The organism is Anaerococcus sp. Marseille-P3625 (assembly GCF_900232825.1).
GTDB lineage: Bacteria > Bacillota > Clostridia > Tissierellales > Peptoniphilaceae > Anaerococcus.
Genome location: NZ_OCTP01000011.1, coordinates 974,195 through 993,709, shown reverse-complemented (window position 1 = coordinate 993,709; position 19,515 = coordinate 974,195). Strand labels below are relative to the sequence as shown.

The following is a 19,515-nucleotide window of genomic DNA, read 5'->3' as shown; positions in this document are numbered from 1 at the left end:
AACTTACTCCTTTCTGTTAATCAATGAGGTCTTCCGTTGAGTCTGTTATTCTAGATGAACTTTCTTGCCAATATCTGATTACATCTCCAGATTGTAAAGGCTCACTTAGATTAAATACTTCAAATTTTCGTCTAAACTTAGAATTGGTTACTGTTTCGATAACTTCGCCATCTCTTATAAGCTCTAATTTGCCTATTGAATCAGCAGACATTTGTTTAATGTAGATTCTCTTATCTCCTGCAAAAGGTTTTTTAATCAAAAGTTTAATTTCTTCTGCATTTTCATCACTAATAATTGTATCTTCACTAAATGCTTGTTTTACCCATATGAATTTTTCTGCTTTAGGATCTGTATCATCTGGATCAAGAGTTTCTTCTACTAGTGTTACTTTTTGCCAGCCATTAAATATTGCATCAATGGTCTTTTCCAATACAACTGGTGTTGGTATCCTTACTTCTGTATTCTTTTTGACATAGTATTTATCATTGTTTGGAATGTATAACTTATCATCATCAGATACTTTGAAGGTTACTAGTACCATTTCTTCAGGTTTTTCATTTTCAATCTGTGTTTCGTCTGTTACTTCTGGGTCTACTGGTATAACATCAGCGATCGGTTCATATTGGGCTATGAATGTTATATCTTTGCCCTTTAGTTCAAGTGTTTGATCCCAGCCTTTTTTGTCCTCAACAGCCTTGTAGTATTTTGCTGGACTTATAGTTGGAACTTTTAGTCCTTTCTTAACTGCATCTTCAAAGCTTAAATTTTTGGCAACTTTGTAAGTTGTTTGTCCCTCAAGATCTCCATGTTTGCCTTTGTTAAAGGTAACTTTAATAAATTGAGCTTCAACAGGGTCGCCCTCGTTTATCTCTTGAACTGGGTCTTGCCAGATTGCTATTAATGTTTTATCTTCTGTTATTGGACTTGTTAGGTCAAAGTAAGCTTCTTCATTTTCTTTGCCTTTTTCTTTCCAACCCATAAAGACTTTTCCATCCTTTGTTGGTGGTGTAAATTCTTTTAATTTACCTTGGTGAACAACTTCTTGACTATCAACATCGCTTCCGCCCTTTGAGTCGAAAGTTACTTTATGTTTGGATGTTGTCCATTGAGCTGTTGCTGTTCTTGCTTTTTCAAGTTTAACTTGATCGCCTGGTTGGTAAATTTTCTCATCATCATCTAGCTTCCAGCCTGCAAATTTTGCGTTTGGTTTTTTAAGATTTCCAGGTGCTGCTAGTCTGACTGTTTTACCATGGTTTACTGTTACAGATTCTGGTAAATCTCCAGTAACATCTTCTCCACCTTTTTCGTAGGTTAAGGTTACTTGACCAGCTTGGAACATGGCTACATGAACTTTTTCATCTGTGATTGGATTTTCTTCATCGATGTTTTCTTGCCATTTATCAAATACATAGTTTTTCGCAGGAAGTGTTTCTGGAACTTTTAGTTCTTTTTCGCTAGCTTTCTGATCTTTTTCTAAAACTTTTAGCTTAATGCCAGCTTTTGGATTTACATAGTAAATTATTACATCTTTATTTCCTTCAAGCTTGCCCTTATTTGCATCTTCTGTTTTGAATGTAACCTTAACATAACCTTTTGGTATTTCTTGGTTAGGGTCATCGGTTTTTTCTACTATGTCAGCAGATTTTTTAAAGTTAAATGTAAATTCAGTTTCTTTAGCGGTGAATTTTGCTTTTAGTTTTTTACTTTCGCTTGTATCCCAATCTCCGTTGATAAATCCAATATTTGGAGTTTTTGTAATACTATCAGCAGATTTACTCATATCTACTTCAACTTCTGGTGATACATAGTAAACTAGGTTGCCTGATAGGCTTCCACCTGTGCCTGCCTTGAAGATTACTTTTACATAATTTTCAAGAGCACCATCTGGTCTCTTACCAGGTTTTTCTTCTGGAATTATGTTCTCGTGAACTTCTACTGGTACTTCTAACGGTTTTTCCTTTGTTCCAACTTTTGAACCGTCAGTGTATTCAACTATTACTTTTGCCTTACTCTCTCCTGGGTTATTTACATCTGGATTTTCAACTATCGTCACTGTCTTAATAGTTTTTCCTTCTGGAGGAGTAATCTTTTCTTTGATTTCATCTTTTGTTGGAGTTTTTCCTTGTGGGGTGTGAACTTTGTCAGTTGTTGGTAGTAATTCTTTGATTGTTTCAGCTTTTATAGAATACTTTGCAATGATTGTTGTATCTTTTACAAATTTTCCTTCTATCTTATTATCCCAAGTTCTGTCTTTTCCTTCACTTTCCCACTTAGAGAAATTCATAGTGTATTTTGTAGTATCAGTTGTTATTGTTTTACCAGTTGGATTTTTTACATCTATAGTAACTTCCTTAGTAGGATTAACCCAGAATGTCTTTTCGAAGGCTGTTATATCTGTTGCCTTATCTGTTGTTTTAACTATAACTTTTACGAAAGTATCTGGAACTGGTGGTTTTTTATTTGGATCGGTTTGTTCTACTACATCTTTAGCGTCAACTGGTTTAATGACTGTCTCTTCTGTAAATTTATGACGTTTTCCAAAGTCGTAGTTGCCATTTTCCTTACCGTCATCATTTTGTTTTACTATATCAGCTGTCCAATTTATAAAACTTGATGAGCCATCAGCTTTAACTTCTGGAATACTTACCCAAGCTTTTGGATTTACATAGTAAACCTTGTTGTCCTTGGAGTTCATATCTCCAGTAGGAGCTACTGTTACTTTTACATATTCTCCAGTAATGTCTTTTAAATCGCTTGATTCAGCATCTTTTAGGAATAGTGGTTTTGCTGTTCCTGTAAGGGCTTCGTAAACATTCTTGTAAATTTTTACTGGTATTTCAAGTTCTTGAGCTTCTGTTCCATCTTTGAATGTAGCTTTTGCCTTGATATTTACTGTGCGAACAAGTTCGTCTTTGTCAGCTTTGTTTTGTTCATTTACTAGTTTAAATACATCTTCATCTGTTGTTAATTCTTTTCCATCTTCGTCAAAGAATTTTATTTCAGTTCCATCTGGTAGTGGTTTTTCTTGGTCTTTTTCTTTCCAAACAAGTTGTTTCTTTAAGTCCTCAATCTTTGGAGCAAAGTCGTTTGTCCATTTACCATTAGGATCTTTGTAGGCTTCTGTTCTTACTAGTCCACTTGCGCTTAATCCTGACCAATCAAAGTAAGCTGTGAATGTGTAAGCTTCATTAATAATTGTATTATCATTTAATAAAGCTCTATTGTCCCATTTAGTAAATTTCTTACCATTTTCTGGCCTGATGTAATATTTGTCAGCTTCTTTGCTTTCGCCTTCCTTTAGTTCTTTAGGAACTGGAAGTAGGTCAGATTTTAGTCCCTTAATTACATCATAATAAAGTTCTGTAACTTTCTTTCCATCTTTGTCGGTAAATGCTCCACCCTTGTCTGCCTTGTAAGTTACTCTTACATATCCATCTGGTACCGGGTCATCTTTATTCGGTACGTCGATTACTCTTACGTCTTTATAATAGAAGGTAATTTCATCTTTGCCTGTACCGTTGATGCCTAATAATTCGTTTGTGTCTTCGTTAACATCAAAGAAAAGTTGTTGTTGTGGGGCACTTGTTAGCACCCAACCTGGTATAGGTCGGTAGTTTCTTGCGTCATAATGACGGTTACCATTTTTAACTAATTCTTGGTCTATTATTTTACCATCTTTTTCGTTTGTGCTTCCTTTAAACCTTTCATCTATATAGTTGACCTTGTATTCTCTCTTTCTAAAAGGTCTGTAGAAGAATTTAAAGACATTGTCTTTGACCTTTGGATTATCTTCCAATTGGTTGGTTTCTGGATTTAAAATCTTTTCAGGCTCTACTTTAAATGTTTGGAAGAAAGAGTTATTTAGATTGTTAACTCGTTTGTTATAGTCATCGTATTCTTTCTTTAAGTCGCCTGTTAATTTTTCCTTAAGTTCACCATGTGGAGCAAGTAAATACTTTTCGTCTTGTCTATATCCAGTTGTTGCAACTAGGTATCCAGAACGCTTATCTTCAAGGGTATCTTTCTTTGGATTAGGTCTAACTTTTTCATCTAATTTGTAATCATCGTCTAAGAAATAATGTTCTACTTTAACATCCACTCTTTCGTTTGGAACCCAAATTGCCTTTAGATAGATTGGGCTTACTACATCGTTACCGAAGGAATAAAGTTCTGGAACCTTATAGGTTTCTCTATAAGAGTTGTCGATTTCATCGGTGTAGTCGCCTTTTGCATTTTTCTTGAAGCGAATGACTTCCCAGCCCATAAAGTCGTAGCCTTTTCTTGTAGGCTTCTTAGGTTCTACAAGTTTTTGTCTTTGAATAACGGTAAAGACTTGCTTGTCGCCGTCATTGGCTTCTTTTTTCGCATAGGTGTTTATTTCTTCTTGACCTATGTCGCCTTCTTGTATCTTTTTGCGGCTTGTAGTTAAGCCTTCTTCCTTTATATTTCTTAAAGATCCACCGTTTGGATCGAAAGTTACCTTCCACTTGTAGTCTGGTTCGCCCCACTTAGCATAGAGGTTGACTGGGTGGTTAGGCATGATTTCGCCAGGGTTTTCCCAAATAAGCTTAGTGCCGGCAGGGTCTAGTGCCCAGCCCTTAAATACCATTTGGTCTGAAAGATTGTCCGGTCTTTTAACCTTTAACTTGCCATCAGTATCTGTAAATACTAAGTCTGTAAGCTTTAATTCTTTTAACTTTTCCGGATCATCCAATATGTTAGCAGGATTTTCTTTTTTATATTCTTCGTTGCCAGCTAAATCAGGGCTTAGAGCCTTTAGAGGAAATTCGTAGAAGGTATCCAATTGGTTGGTTGAGTTAAATTCATTGTCACCTTTAATCTTTGATGGGTCGTAGTTAAACCTTAGTGGGTACTTGTTACGAGTGTATTCAAATTTAAGGTAGCCGTTATTATCAAATCCGTCCCAGCCGTCAGGATCGCCCCATTCATCGCCATTATTAAAGAAGGCCTTAATAAATTGCATCTGACCTACAGGACGTGTTCCATACATATCTGTATAAGTCTTAGCAGGGAATGGAGTTACTGCTGCACGCTCTTCGTTTTTAGCATCTATGCCCTCTGAATTAAGATATTCCGGTGTTTCATTAGCTCTCTTACCAGTAAAGCCTTGAACCTTTGGGTATTTAGGCGCATAAGTGTCAGAATTTGTATCTGCCTTATACCTATATAGGTCGTAGCGAATAATTGTTTCGTCATCCTTAAAGCCGTCCATCCAAAAGTCCATGTGGTGTGGCATAGAGTCTTTATCTTGTTTTATACCAAAGGAGAGAATTTTATAATCGTACCAATTTAAGTTTATGCTTGTTCCATCACCCTTATCTATATTTTTCACATAGCCGCCCTTAGTATCGTAGCTTGCCATGTCCAGGAATTCATCGGCATTTAATCTATAAGGAGGTGTGTCTAAGTGAGTAGGCCAATATGGATTAGCATAGTTTGGTCCCCAGCCGAAGGATTGCATGCCTTCGCTAAAGCCTTTGGTTTGCATGGCGTCGTTTGGCCAGTCTAGCATTAGCTGGTTAAACCTTGCCTTGTAATGGTAAAGATTACCAGGACCGCCCTTCTTCACTATCTCGCCTTGATCTTCATCATATCCCCAAATTTCAGGGTAGAAGGTGTTTTCAGAACCTAGGGCATTAGACTTAGTGAAGTAGAGGTCATAGACTTGTCTGTCGTAGTAGATATTGTAGACAGTCTTACCTGTTGCATCAACAGACTTAACTAGGTTTACATTTTTAGGGTCCTTGTTTTGATCGGCCGTTAAGGCTTGGTTGTAGACATAGAACTTGTTTAGATAAAGATCTTTCCCACGATTAAATCTTGCGCCGGCCCATATCTTATTTAGACGAGCATGGTCTAAGTCAGTAAAGACAATGTCTTTTACAGGTTCATTATCTAGATCTGGTCTAGAACCTGTGGCTTGGTCTTTATATACACGAGTGCCTATAAAGTCGTACTTATCTGCTAGAGAAGCACCATCTGCATGGTCTGCCTTTTCTGCCCAGAATTGTACAGCGTAGCCTGCCTTGTCCTTGTCCTTCCATACTGCTGTGAAAGTAACATTGCTTGCCGGCATTTTTATTTTTGCATCTAGATTTAAAATAGCCTTGCCAGTACTATCTTTTATGATTTCGTCTGCTTTAAATTTACTACCATCTTGAGATTCTAATTCTACAGATGGCTTCCAGCCTTGAAACTCTCCGCCTACTTTTGTAGGAATATCTGCATCTACAATACTAGGCATCACTTGTTCATAATAAAGTGTACGAGCTGGAACGGATGTGCCACCTGCAGTATCAAAGTTTACATCGTAGTGAGCACGGTTATAGCGGTATTCCAATATGAAGTCTTCAGCATTTTCCGGAACCTGCATAGTTATGGATCCAGCTTCAGGAATAAAGCCCTTTCTATCTTTTTCTTCCAAAGGTGTTACTTCCATGGTTGAACCAGTGTTACCACTTTGTATAGTGATGCGTTCTCCTTCTTTCCCAATGCTTCCATCTGGATTTGCATATTGGGTGAAATCGTCTAATTTTTGGAAAACGTGTTTAACTTTGATTTTATTTGTTTTAGCCTTATATTTGAAATCACGATTATTTTCATATATAAATCCGTTTTTCTCATTGCCAGTTTTTTCACCACTTTTTGCTTCTTTTACAATATCATCATAATTATTTGTAAAAGACTCATCGTCAGGTTTTTCATAACCTGAAAAATCTGGTAGTTTTATTTCTTTGTTTACCTTATCTTTTTCTGCTTGTGTAGCAGCCTCACCTACACTTGCAATATAAGGTTGATAGTTTATTCTATATCTTTCTCCATTTTGTACCTTATAATCTGTACGTAAGGTGTAAATATCAGGCTGTTTAGGATTTTTGATTAAATTCGCTGCGCTCTGACCTTCTTTTAGTTTTGCAGGTTTTACAGGATCCAATTTGTTTATGATTTCTGACTTATCTTTAGTAAGGTCATTATAATTAACCTGTGCAAAAATCTCAATTGGAGTTGAAAAAACCATCATTAGAACTAGATTCCATACTAACAGTTTTTTAAAAAAGTTCTTCATTTTGCCCTCCATAATTTAGTTTTTTTATATTTATAATTAGTAAAGTTTTGAAATGTTAACTAGTACCATATGAAATATCTTTAGTAGAAGTTTTTCTGAGATTCTAATTAAAAAAATTTACTTATATAATGCTAAATAAAACACTTATATATGTTGTTGAAATTTGTATATTATCCTATAAAATTTCAAATTACATTTTCTTTACAAAGCATATACATATGTAATTTTTTATAAATATATTTAAGTTATTATCAAGAAAACTTTGTAATTACAAGAATAGATCAAAAATTATACTTTAAGTACAGTTTGCTTTTCTCTCCTTTCTTTTTTATTAGATTTGATCATTTCTTATATAATTTCTAATTTTTTCTCTTATGGATTTTATTGTCCGAAAAGATTTATAAGCTATGAAAATCCGACTAAAAGGGTCGAATATCAAGTCAGAGTCTTCCTTAGCTTTAAAATCAAAATTTTTTCTTAAATTTTCAAACTTACTTCCTTATTATCTTTACAAATTCTTATTAATTCATTATAGTTTTAAAAAAATATACAAGTATCCACTTTATATAAATATTATAGTATTCTTTGACATATTAATCAATATCTTTATAGAAAATCAAATAATGGTTTCTAGTATTATCAACGAATTTTAGATTTTTGTAATAGAAAAAAAGGTCATGAAATAGACCTTTTTTATTTTAAATTATAAATGCTCCTTTTTTATCGATTTCTAGTGCCATGACCTTGTAAGAATTTGATAGATTTTCTAATTTTTCTCTTATTTCTTTTTCAGAAGACTGATCTTTTGATTTTAAAATTACCATAATTGTCGAGCCGGCGCCACTTAGATAGTGGCCTAAAGCTTTTGATTCTTCGATAATTTTTTCAATTTTTTCTATTTCTGGAATGAGTTTGTATCTGTAAGGCTGGTGGATCTTATCTTTTAGGGCGATTTTTAAATTTTCTTCATCGCCAGAAATTAATGATAAGATCAACATTGAAACTCTTGAGATGTTGAAAACTGCATCTTCCTTGCAGTATTTTGTAGGAAGTGCGCTTCTTGCATCTTTTGTTTGAAGTTTAAATTCTGGAATTATTGCCAAAAATTTAAAATTATTTGAAATTTCAAATTTTTCCACATAAACTTTATCATCTTCAAGTATTGAAGCATTTGCTCCTCCAAATATTGCTGGAGATACATTATCTGGGTGGCCTTCTATTTTACTTGCGAGTTTTAGGATTTCTTTTTTGTTTAAATCTCTTTTCATTAGAGAAAAGGCTGCAATTATTCCCATTACTATGCAAGCTGCAGAAGACCCAAGTCCTCGTGATTGGGGGATATTGGTATCAAGGTCAATTTCTATTGGAATTATCTTTTCTTTGTAGTAATCAAAGGCGTATTTGTAAGCCTTATAGATTAAATTTTCTTTTAGATTGTCTTTAAATCTATCTTCGTCAGTTGTTAAGTTGATTTCACAAGTATTATATAATCCTAAAGTAAGACCAAGTGTATCAAAGCCTGGCCCAAGATTTGCTGAACTTGCTGGCACAGAAATTCGCTTGCCACGTTTTGCAAATTTTAAGACTTCTGTTTCTATTTCATTTTTTGAAATTTTATTATTATGAATAATTTTTTTATCTTTTAATTTTTTTATTTCACTTGGGATTTTTACTTTGGTTTTTTCGTAAAGTTTCTTTATATTTTCAAATTCGTCAGCTGAAATCTCTTCACCAAGGGCTTTTAGTACTGAAGATGAAAACTTGTATGGACTTGCTGTTGATAAAATTACAGTTTTTTCTAGACCTAATTTATCTACGATATTTTTTGCGACCGCTGTGTGGGGATCGATCAAATAGCCTTCTTCTTTATAAACTTTTCCTATGGTTTTTTTTGTTTCTTCATCATTGGCATAGCCACAAAAAAATTCGTCAAAATCGCCATCAAAGGAAAAGATATTCGAATTTTTTAGCTCTCTCATCTTTTCTTTAACAAGATCATCGGTAGATTTATGATAAATTAATCTTTCTAAGTTAGATGAAACCAGTATATCCATTGACGGAGAAATTGTCTTTTTAAGCGCTCTATTGGCATCGTAAGTTCCGCTTGTAAAAAAGTCTGTTAGAACATTATTTGCATTTGATGCAATTACAAGTTTTTTTATTGGAAGACCCATCTTTTTTGCGTAATAGCCAGCCAAAATATCTCCAAAATTACCCGTTGGTACACAATAACTTATCTTTTCTCCACTAGAAATTTTCTTATTTTTGAGTAAATCGGCATAGGAATAAAAATAATAAACTATTTGTGGCAGCAATCTTCCGATATTTATTGAATTTGCAGAAGAAAGATAGATATTTTCTTTTTTTAGTTCTTCTTTGATTTTTTTATCATTAAATATTTTTTTTACGGCTCTTTGAGCATCGTCAAAATTTCCATCAATAGAAATAACTTTGGAATTTAGCGAAGCTGTTGTATCCATCTGCATTTTTTGAATTGAGCTTACACCTTCTGTTGGATAAATAACCAAGATGTCTATTCCCTCAGTATTATAAAATCCTTCAAGAGCAGCCTTTCCGGTATCGCCAGATGTAGCTGTCAAAATTAGAGTCTTTTCCTTAATTCCTAGAGTTCTTTTGGAATATGACAATAAATTTGGTAGAAGGCAAAGGGCAAAATCCTTAAAAGCAGAGGTTTTTCCATGGAAAAGTTCAAGATAGTAATCTTTGTGATAGGAAACTTTTACGATCTCATCCTCAAAACTTCTGTATGATTTTTCTATAAGCTCTAAAAGCTCATCTTTTTCAAAATCTGTAAGATAAAGTGATAAAATCTCAAGAGCAAGGTCGGTATAAGATAAATCCAAGTGCTTCATTATGTCAAATTCCGGGAAAAACTCAGGTATAAATAGTCCTCCATCATCAGAAATTCCTTTAATAATGGCTACTTTTGAGGAGATTTTTAAATTTGAATTTCTTGTCGACGAAAATTTCATATTTCCCCCTCTATTTCTGCAATAAAAACCTCGTCAATATCTAAAAGAGCAGATTTTAGCTTATCAAGACTAGTTTTTTTTGTAATTATATGGTGGTCACCAGCTAAAATTTCATCTTGATCGATTAAGTTTTCTAATTTTGAAGAAATCTTCCCAGTTCTTAGATAGTATTTCCCAAGACAATTATTTTCGACCTTGTAGGAATTTCTCCAATCATAAAATGTTTTTATTTCTCTAGCTGAAAAAATTCTTAAAAGGTCACGGATAATTGCATCGGCAGTTTCTAATTTCCCTGCTCCTGGTCCCTTTAACTCATAGGAAGAAAAATTTTCTCCCCAAACTTTTATAGCATTTGATCCTTTGAAAGTCTTTGCAAAAAAATTGTCCTTTAAGAAAGTTGGAATCACTGAAATATTTATCTTTCCACCATCCAACTTTGACTTTGCAAGTAGTCTAATTGAATAACCCATTTTCTTTGCATAATCCAAATCGGATTTTTTTATAGTTGAAATTCCAAATGTCAAAATGTCTTCTTCGTTGATTTTTGTATTATATAATAAGGAAGATAAAATTCTAATCTTTCTCATGGCATCAAATCCACCAACATCGGCTGTAGGATCTGCTTCTGCATAGCCCAGATCTTGGGCTTTTTTTAAAACTAAATCGTAGGATAAGCCTTCTTTTTCCATCATTGATAGAATATAATTGCTAGTTCCATTTAATATGCCACAAATTTTATTTATATCATTAAAGAAAACTTCTTCCATCATTGGGTGAATTATTGGAATTGCAGCAGCAACTGAAGCTTCATAAGAAAAATAAACATTATTTGCTCTTGCAAGTTCGTTTAATTTTTCAAAATATTTTGAAACAACAGCCTTATTTGCACTAATTATGTTTTTTCCAGCTTTCATCAGACTAAGGATTCTCTCATAAGTTTCTTCAAGGCTTGAAGTAACGTCAATTACTGTGTCCACTACTGAATTTAAAATTTCCTTGAAATTATCTGTAAAAATTAAATCTTTATTAAGCGGAGATCTCTTTTTGGATTTATCTTTTATTAAAATTCTATCAATTTCTATGTCAAAATTGTTTTTTAAGAGGGATTTTCTTTTTTTATAAAGGATTTCTTCTACACCGCTTCCTACAGTGCCAAAGCCCATTATTGCAATTTTCAAATTAATCCTCCAAGACTTTCTTAGCAATCTGCACTGCGTTAGTTGCAGCTCCCTTTCTTATATTATCGGCACAACACCAAAGATTTATGCCATTTTCAACTGTAAAATCACGTCTAATTCTGCCAACGAAAACTTCATTTTTGCCAGCTGAATTAATGGCCATTGGATAGATTTCATTTGCTATATCATCTTGGAGAACCATGCCAGGATATTCTGAAATGGCTTTTTTTACATCAGAAATTTCAAAAGGTTTTTCCACTTCAACGTTAATTGATATTGAGTGAGAATATTTTACTGGAACACGAACTGTCGTTGCAGTTACTAAAATTGAATCGTCATGAAGAATTTTCTTTGTTTCATTAATCATCTTCATTTCTTCTTTTGTGTAGCCATTTTCCAAAAATACATCTATTTGTGGGATGCAGTTGTTGATAATTGGATATTTGTAGGCAAGTAAAGTTCCATTTTCCAAGTCAGATATTCCCTTTAGGCCAGATCCTGATACAGATTGATAGGTTGAAAAAATGACTCTTTTTATTTTGTATTTGTCGTGAATTGCTTTAAGTGGTAAGACAGATTGGATTGTTGAGCAATTTGGATTTGCGATTATTCCCTTGTTATTTTTTATATCTTCTGGATTTATTTCAGGAACTACTAATGGAACGTCTTTATCCATCCTAAAAAAAGAGCTGTTGTCGATAACTGTTGCCCCAGCCTTTACAGCAAGAGGCGCAAATTTCTCACTTACAGAACCACCTGCCGCAAATAGGGCAATTTTTATATTTTTCTCCAAAAAAGAATCTTCTTTTAATTCTTCAACAATATATTCTTTACCACAATAATTTATTTTTTCGCCGTCTGATTTTTTTGAGCTAAATAAAAATAAATTATCAACCGGGAAATTTTCCTCACTTAAAACCTTTAGCATCATGCTACCAACAAGACCAGTAGCACCAACTACTGCAACATTAACTTTCATCCTTAATCCTCCTTGTAAAATTCTTGGTAAATAGAACGTATTGCCTTTTCAAAATCTTTAGTTTCAACACCGATAATAATATTAATCTCGCTAGATCCTTGGCTTATCATCTTGATATTTACACCTTCCCTCGCAAGAGCGGTAAAAGTTCTTGAAGAAACACCCTTTTCATTTATCATGCCACGACCAACAACAGCGATAAGAGAAATATCTCTTTGCCAAGAAATATTGTCAACATTTAAGTAAATTTTAAGCTCTTCAAGCACCTTGTTTAACTTTGGCGTGATATACGAATCAGAAACGATTACAGAAACAGAGTCGATGCTTGATGGCATATGCTCGATTGAAATATCGTTAGACTCAAAAACTGTGGTTAGTTTTCTAAAAAAGTCCTTTTCAGCATTCATATTTATTTTTTCAATATTTATAACTGTAAAACCTTTTTTGCCAGAAATTCCAGTAAGAATATTTTTATTTTTACTATCACACTTAGATAAAATTAAAGTTCCTTCTTCATTAGGTGCATTGGTGTTTTTAATATTAATTGGAATATTTTTCTCCCTTAGAGGAAATATCGCCTCCTCGTGAAGAACCTTAGCTCCCATATAGGAAAGCTCGCGCAGTTCGTTGTAGGTAATAATTCCCATTGGAGCAGGATTTTTTACGATCTTTGGATCTGCAACCAAAAAACCAGACACATCGGTAAAGTTCTCATACATTTCGACATTGACAGCAGAAGCAATAACAGAACCTGTAATATCAGAACCACCACGTGAAAAAGTCTTTATCTTCCCATCTTCACAAGCTCCGTAAAAACCAGGTACAACTGCCCTTTCGTGTTTGGATAAAATATTTCTAATATTTTCCTGCGATTTGGCAAGGTCTAAAGATCCATCAGCAAAAACTATCAAATCCTTTGCGTCAACAAAATCATATCCCAGATAGCAAGCCAGAACTTTGGCGCTCATAAACTCCCCACGACTTATAACAAAATCATAGCTTTCACCATTTTCGATTTCTTTTTTAATCTCAGCAAGGATGCTGTCAATATCAATATCCAAAACAAGATCATCAACAATATTTTTATAAACATTCTCGATGATCTTGTAAACTTCGTTAAAATTTAAATCATGGTCACTTAGCTCGTGACACATAGCCAAAAGGTCAGTAATCTTGTGCTTGTTTTGGCCACCTTTTCCGGGCGCAGAAACTACGATGTACTTTCTGGCCTCATCGTCAAGTATAATATCCCTAACTTTATTAAGTTGAATAGAATCAGCAAGTGAACTACCACCAAATTTTGCAACTTTCATTTCTTCTCCTTTATAATATGTAAATTTTGCCTAGGCAAATGGATTTTTATATTCACTTTAACGTAGTATTGTAAATGTAATTTTATTGACTATACAGTATTTAATCTTATATGTCAATTATTGAATAACTTTGATAAATCAATAAATAAAGTAAGCTTCATCGAAAAATTCATTACTACTAGCAAATAAAAACCAATGCTCTTTTCAAGTCTAAGTATTAAAATTTAATAAATAAATTCCATGGACAAGTTAACCAATCCATGGAAAAATATTCGTTAATAATTTTTATCAAAACAATTTCTAAAAAACTTCACTTATTTGCTAGTTTTAAGTCCTTTAAGCTTGTTATATTGACCTGCACACTCTTAAGTATATCTAGGCTGCTTTTTTGAGCTTTCTCGCTAGTTGCCCTACAGAGATCTTCGATTACTATCACTTCTGTATCCAAAAGTGCATTTTTAATCATTACAGCATTAGAGATCACACAAATATCTGTACAAATCCCAACCATATAGATATTGTCAATTTTTTCTCTTTTATTTAAATCGCAAAGATAATTAACAAGATCATAAGATCCAAATGATGGCTTATCTATAACCTTATTTCCCCTAGTATCTATCCTAATCTCCCAGCCAAAAGTTCCCTTAACGCAATGCTTTATATTTAAATGCTTGCCCTCAAGAGTTTCTAAATAATTTTCATCGTGAGTATCTCTAGTAAAAATAACCTCTCCATTAAAATCTTCCACCAATTTATCAATAGGCTTAACTATCTCATAATTAGTTTCATTGCCCAATGCTCCATCTATAAAATCATTTTGTAAATCAACCACTATTAGTACGTCCATATTTCCTCCTTTATAATTATTTTTGTATACTTTAATAACTTTGCTATAACTTCAATATATCTATCTTATCTGATATAAGTTTTAATTTCCCGTAAGATAGGTCAACATTATTATATTTTACTTTTTGATTAATTCACTAACTTTCCAGTAGCCATTCTTAGCAGTATCCACATAATCTATTATTTTTTTATCTATAAGAACTTTTAAATCTCTTTTTATAGTTCTATCGGTTACATTAAATAAATCCTAGCAGATGCATCCTCATTTATATAATCATCTCCTTCTTAAAATTTCGAAATTTAACTTCTTTAAATAAATTTATATTAATATTTATCATTTCTCTATCCATTAATTTCTTCTCCCTAATCTATAAACTTCAATTAAAAAAGCGACTGAACTATTAATTCAATCGCTAAATGTCTTATATATTAAACTTGTCATTATAACTTTTCTCTAGAAAATGAATTGTGTTTATAGAATTTTTTCTTCAAAATTTCTGCAACTAGGGCATAAATGATTGATATACAAAGCATGGAAATAAATGCCTTTAGTGGAAGTGCAATCAAACCTAGATAGGAATTAATAGGGCTGTATATTATTGAAATCAAACACAAACTTACAAGTACAATGGATATTATTAAATTCTTACTTGGTTTGCTTTTTATAACTGGTCTTGCAGTTCTAACTATTAGCATAACAACCATTGCAGAGATTACGGATTCTAACATCCAGCCAGTTTGAAAAAATTTCTCATCGGCTTTAAAAATAACCATCAAAACAAGAAATGTTATATAGTCAAAAAGAGAAGATGTTATTCCAAATACTATCATAAATTTTTTGATAAATTTCATATCCCATTTTACAGGAGTCTTTAACCAATCTTCATCTACCGAGTCAGATGCAATTTGTAAAGAAGGAAAGTCTGTAAATAAATTTGTAAGAAGAATTTGTTTTGGCAATAGTGGCAAAAATTTTAAAAAAAGACTTGCTCCTGCCATTGAAAACATATTTCCAAAATTTGCACTTGTTGCAACAAATATATATTTCAAAGTATTTATAAAAGTTCTTCTACCCTCTTTTATTCCAGATAATAATACTTTTAAACTATTTTGCAAAAGAACAATGGAGGCTGCATCCTTGGCTGTATCAGCTGCCGTATTTACTGATATTCCTACATCTGCTTGCTTTATTGCCGGTGCATCGTTTATACCATCACCCATATAGCCTACAATTTCCCCAGCTTCTTTATAGGCTCTGATTATTTTTTCTTTTTGGTTTGGACTTATTTCAGCAAAAATATCAATATCTAAAACTTTTTTATTTAGTTGACTTATGGAATATGAGTCTAAATCTTGGCCAAGCAAAATTTTTTCTGGGTTAAGCCCTATTTGACTTCCAATGTTTTTGGCAATTTCTTGATTATCGCCTGTTATCATTTTTAGAGAAACTCCTAAATTATTCATTTGATTTATAACATCCTTGACATCGTCTTTTAATGGATCAATAAATAATAGGAATCCTTTGAAAATCATGTCTTCAGCCTTTTCTTTTTCAAAATCAGAATCATCACTTAAAACTTTATAAGAAAGACCTAAGACCCTATAACCCTGACTTGAAAACTTTTCAAATAAATCAAATATTTGACTTTTAATTTCATTGATATTTCCAATAGAAGCATCAGATTTTTCATAAGAACTACATATATCGACAATGTTTTCAAAGGCACCCTTTGTAATCATCAAATTTTTATTTGAAAAATCAGAGTCCGACTTTACCATTATGCTCAAAAGTTTATTTTCAAAGGAGTAGGGAATTTCAAAAAGCTTTTTATAAGAAGAAAAATCAAATTTGCTTGAACTTAGAATAGCTTCATCAATTGGATTTGAATATCCTTCTTGGAAGAATGAATTAATAGCTGCAAATTTATTTAAAGTCTCAGATTTTTCGCCATTAAAATTTAATGTTAAATCAAGTTTGACTTTTCCCTTTGTTATTGTGCCAGTTTTGTCAGAACACATAATTGTCATAGAACCAAAATTTTCTATAGAATTTAATTTTTTTACTATTACGCCCTGTTCGGACATTCTCTTAGCCCCTTTTGACAAATTCACGCTAATTATAGCAGGTAACATTTGAGGAGTTAAGCCAACAGAAAGAGCTAATGCAAACATAAATGATTCTAAAAAAGATTTATTTAAAATAATATTAAAAATAAATATTAAACCAATTAAAACAGTTGTAACATGTAAGATTAAATTTCCAAAATCCTTTATGCCTTTTTCAAAATCTGTATCGGTGTCCTTTTGGCTAAGAGATGAAGTGATTTTACCAAACTCAGAATCCTTTGCCAGATTAACTACGATTGCTTTTCCAGAGCCGCTAATAACATGAGTACCCATCCAAAGAGAATTTTTTCTTTCAGATAAATTAGCCTTGGCAGATATTTTTCCTACTATCTTTTCAACAGGAAATGTTTCACCTGTTAAACTTGACTCATCAGTAGAAAGAGAATTATCCTCAATAAGCAAACAATCAGCAGGTATCATGTCTCCTGTTTTTACATTGATAATATCACCAATCGTCAAATTTGCATTGTCCATCTCTTGGAAAGTGCCATCTCTTAAAACTGAAGACTTAACACTTACAGAAGAAAGGAGTTTTTTTACAGAGTCATTTGCCTTGCTTTCATGAAGATAACTCAAAATAGAAGAAAGAAAGATTATTACCAAAATAATGACGCCATCAGAATAATCATTTAAAAAGATAGATAGGACAGCTGCAAAGATAAGTATCATAGTTATTGGACTTTTGAATTGAGACAAGAAAACCATAAATTTAGATGTTGATTTCTTTTCGTAAAAAATATTCTTCCCATAATTTGCAATTCTATCGCAAGCTACTTTATTTGTAAGACCAGCTTCACTAGAATTTAATTGTTTTAAAACATCATCTTTATCATATGACCAAAAATCTTTCATACCTGCCTCCTAGTTATTCCAATATATATCAAGAAAGATTAAAAAACAATAGAAAATATAAAAATCCTATAGAAAAATAAGGCTTTTTCATTATTTTCTCTCGGATCTATTTTATATAGGAGCATAAGTTATTCTATGTGATTTTGAAAAAAAATATAAAAAATAAACAAAATAAAAAAAACATGAGGGCTTTTAAAAACGAGTACATATAGCAATTTTTACCACAAATAATTCCCATTCTTCTTTTCCAAATGTACGATATATCCCAAACCATTCAAAATACTAGATTCTATTTTTTAGAGTATCACCAAATCCATCTAATTATAGGATGTTTTTAAATTTTTAGTCCCGTACCAGTCCCGGTACCGGAGAATTATAATTTGTAGATCTGTAATTATTAAATCTATCATATAGATTTTTTGGTTTGGAATCATTTTCTATTTTTTTTAAAAAATTGTCCCATTTTCCTTTAATATTGAGACAGGTTCAAAATCATTGTTTTTCAATAGTAATTTTTCGTATTTTTTATATAAAGATATTTATTTCTTGCTTATATTAAATGCATTAGGCTCAAACGTAAATATTTAATCATGTAAATGTCGACCGAAAATTGATCCAGAGTAATTATCGAAAAGTGGTCAACAAACAGTAGACTAATTGACCACTTTTTTAATTTATTCTTGAACGCATTTAAAATTAAATGGATTCAGATGTATTTTCCTATAGGCTTATGTGCTCTTCCATATTGTTTTTTATTTTTTTAAAAATATCCAAATGAATTTCGTGAGTAAAATTTTCTATTAAAATTTCATAGCTATCATCAAAAAATTTTTTTATGCTTTTTTTAACACTTATATCTGCCATTGTGTATATGATAAAAATTCCTTGTAAAATCGCTTTGGTAACCAATGGATCACCTGCTGAATAGGAAATTATCTGGCTGAAACCAAGATATAGTTCATCCTCCACAGAATAACTTTGATAAATTATTTTTACATCTTCGTCCTCTTTCATGATTATAAAATGATTGCCTGCAGATAATAGTTTCCCTAGCAATGATGACATTTTATTTATACACATTATTGCAGTATTTGGATCATTTGTGCCAGGGCTTAGGGCCATATTCGCGATTTCGGTTAAGTTTACAATTCCACGGTGATAATCTTCTTCTCTATTATTGTAAGCATTTATTATAAACAATGGACTTAATTTTTCTTTTAATTCTTTTTTATCATTATCATCTAACTCGCATTGGAATATATTTAATTCCCCTACGCTTTCTCCTTTGGTTGTGTATTCACCAATTCTCTTGTTTATAGCAAGTTCTGCTTTTATGCCATTAAGCTCTTTAAAAATCTCATCTGCTTTTATTTCAAATAAATAACCTGAACTCTCAGCTAAAATTGATAACTTTGTAGATTCGTCGCCTTCTTCATAATGCTTAGCTTTTTTTCTTAGTTCTACCTCTTTATCAATAAGTTTCTCGCAATCATTAAAAATATTTTCTATAATATTTGATACTTTTAGATTATCAAGAACCTGTCTTGAGAAAGCGATAAAACTTAGCATCGCAATTATGGAATAAGCAATTCCAAGACTTCCAGCGACAACATGTTGGTCTGGAGCAATATCTTGCAATAATAGGATACTGATTACTGAATAGAAAAAACCACTGACAAATATACCATATAAACCAAGAACTCCGGTCCTATCTATGAAACTCTGAAGCATCCTAGGTGATATGCTACTGCTATATTTATTAAGTACAGTGACAATAATTGTAAAACAAAAAGTACTTATAGTCAAAAATATTCCAGATATATTAGAAAGGAAATTAACAGAAACTTCAACAGACAACAACAATTGTTTTGGTATATAGGATTTCATAGTAGGGTATTTTAGATCAAAAATCCATGTAATTAAAAGTAATGATATGGTTAGTAATATGAATTTTGACATCTTTAAAAGATTTTTTTGATTGAAAAACCATAATTTAATTTTAGAAAACATATTTTCTCCTTCTTATAATTATTCTCTTACAGCAAATATAAAATCCGCAATTCCTTTTGTTTCTATAACTTGGTTTATTTTAAAATAATCTTACCTAAGTTTTTCATAAAATTTTAATTGTAAATCATTT

8 protein-coding genes are annotated in these 19,515 nt (G+C 32.2%); all 8 read right to left on the bottom strand.

Going from position 1 to position 19,515, the window contains the following annotated elements:
• Positions 1-16 precede the first annotated feature (16 nt).
• The gene (locus tag CS884_RS10045) at positions 17-7,087 is read right to left on the bottom strand and encodes an InlB B-repeat-containing protein (RefSeq protein WP_099321678.1); all 7,071 of its coding nucleotides are present in this window, start codon (positions 7,085-7,087) and stop codon (positions 17-19) included.
• A gap of 698 nt (positions 7,088-7,785) precedes the next feature.
• A complete protein-coding gene (thrB, locus tag CS884_RS10040) occupies positions 7,786-10,080 on the bottom strand; it encodes a homoserine kinase (RefSeq protein ID WP_099321677.1) in 2,295 nt (764 codons plus the stop codon).
• Entirely contained in the window at positions 10,077-11,258 is a 1,182-nt protein-coding gene (locus CS884_RS10035) for a homoserine dehydrogenase (protein ID WP_099321676.1), read from the bottom strand. Before CS884_RS10035 ends, thrB begins: the two co-directional genes overlap by 4 nt.
• Before the next feature lies 1 nt (position 11,259).
• Positions 11,260-12,237, bottom strand: coding sequence for an aspartate-semialdehyde dehydrogenase (locus tag CS884_RS10030; protein ID WP_099321675.1), 978 nt, complete (start codon positions 12,235-12,237; stop codon positions 11,260-11,262).
• A 2-nt stretch (positions 12,238-12,239) separates the two neighbouring features.
• Positions 12,240-13,550 carry an aspartate kinase gene (locus tag CS884_RS10025; RefSeq protein WP_099321674.1) on the bottom strand — a complete coding sequence of 437 codons (1,311 nt, stop codon included), beginning with the start codon at positions 13,548-13,550 and terminating at the stop codon, positions 12,240-12,242.
• Positions 13,551-13,860: 310 nt separating this feature from the next.
• Complete coding sequence (locus CS884_RS10020; protein WP_099321673.1) at positions 13,861-14,397, bottom strand: cysteine hydrolase family protein; 537 nt, start codon at positions 14,395-14,397, stop codon at positions 13,861-13,863.
• Positions 14,398-14,837: 440 nt separating this feature from the next.
• Positions 14,838-17,375 carry a magnesium-translocating P-type ATPase gene (mgtA, locus tag CS884_RS10010; RefSeq protein WP_099321672.1) on the bottom strand — a complete coding sequence of 846 codons (2,538 nt, stop codon included), beginning with the start codon at positions 17,373-17,375 and terminating at the stop codon, positions 14,838-14,840.
• Between the two features lie 720 nt (positions 17,376-18,095).
• Complete coding sequence (locus tag CS884_RS10005; RefSeq protein WP_099321671.1) at positions 18,096-19,385, bottom strand: DUF2254 domain-containing protein; 1,290 nt, start codon at positions 19,383-19,385, stop codon at positions 18,096-18,098.
• Positions 19,386-19,515 lie beyond the last annotated feature (130 nt).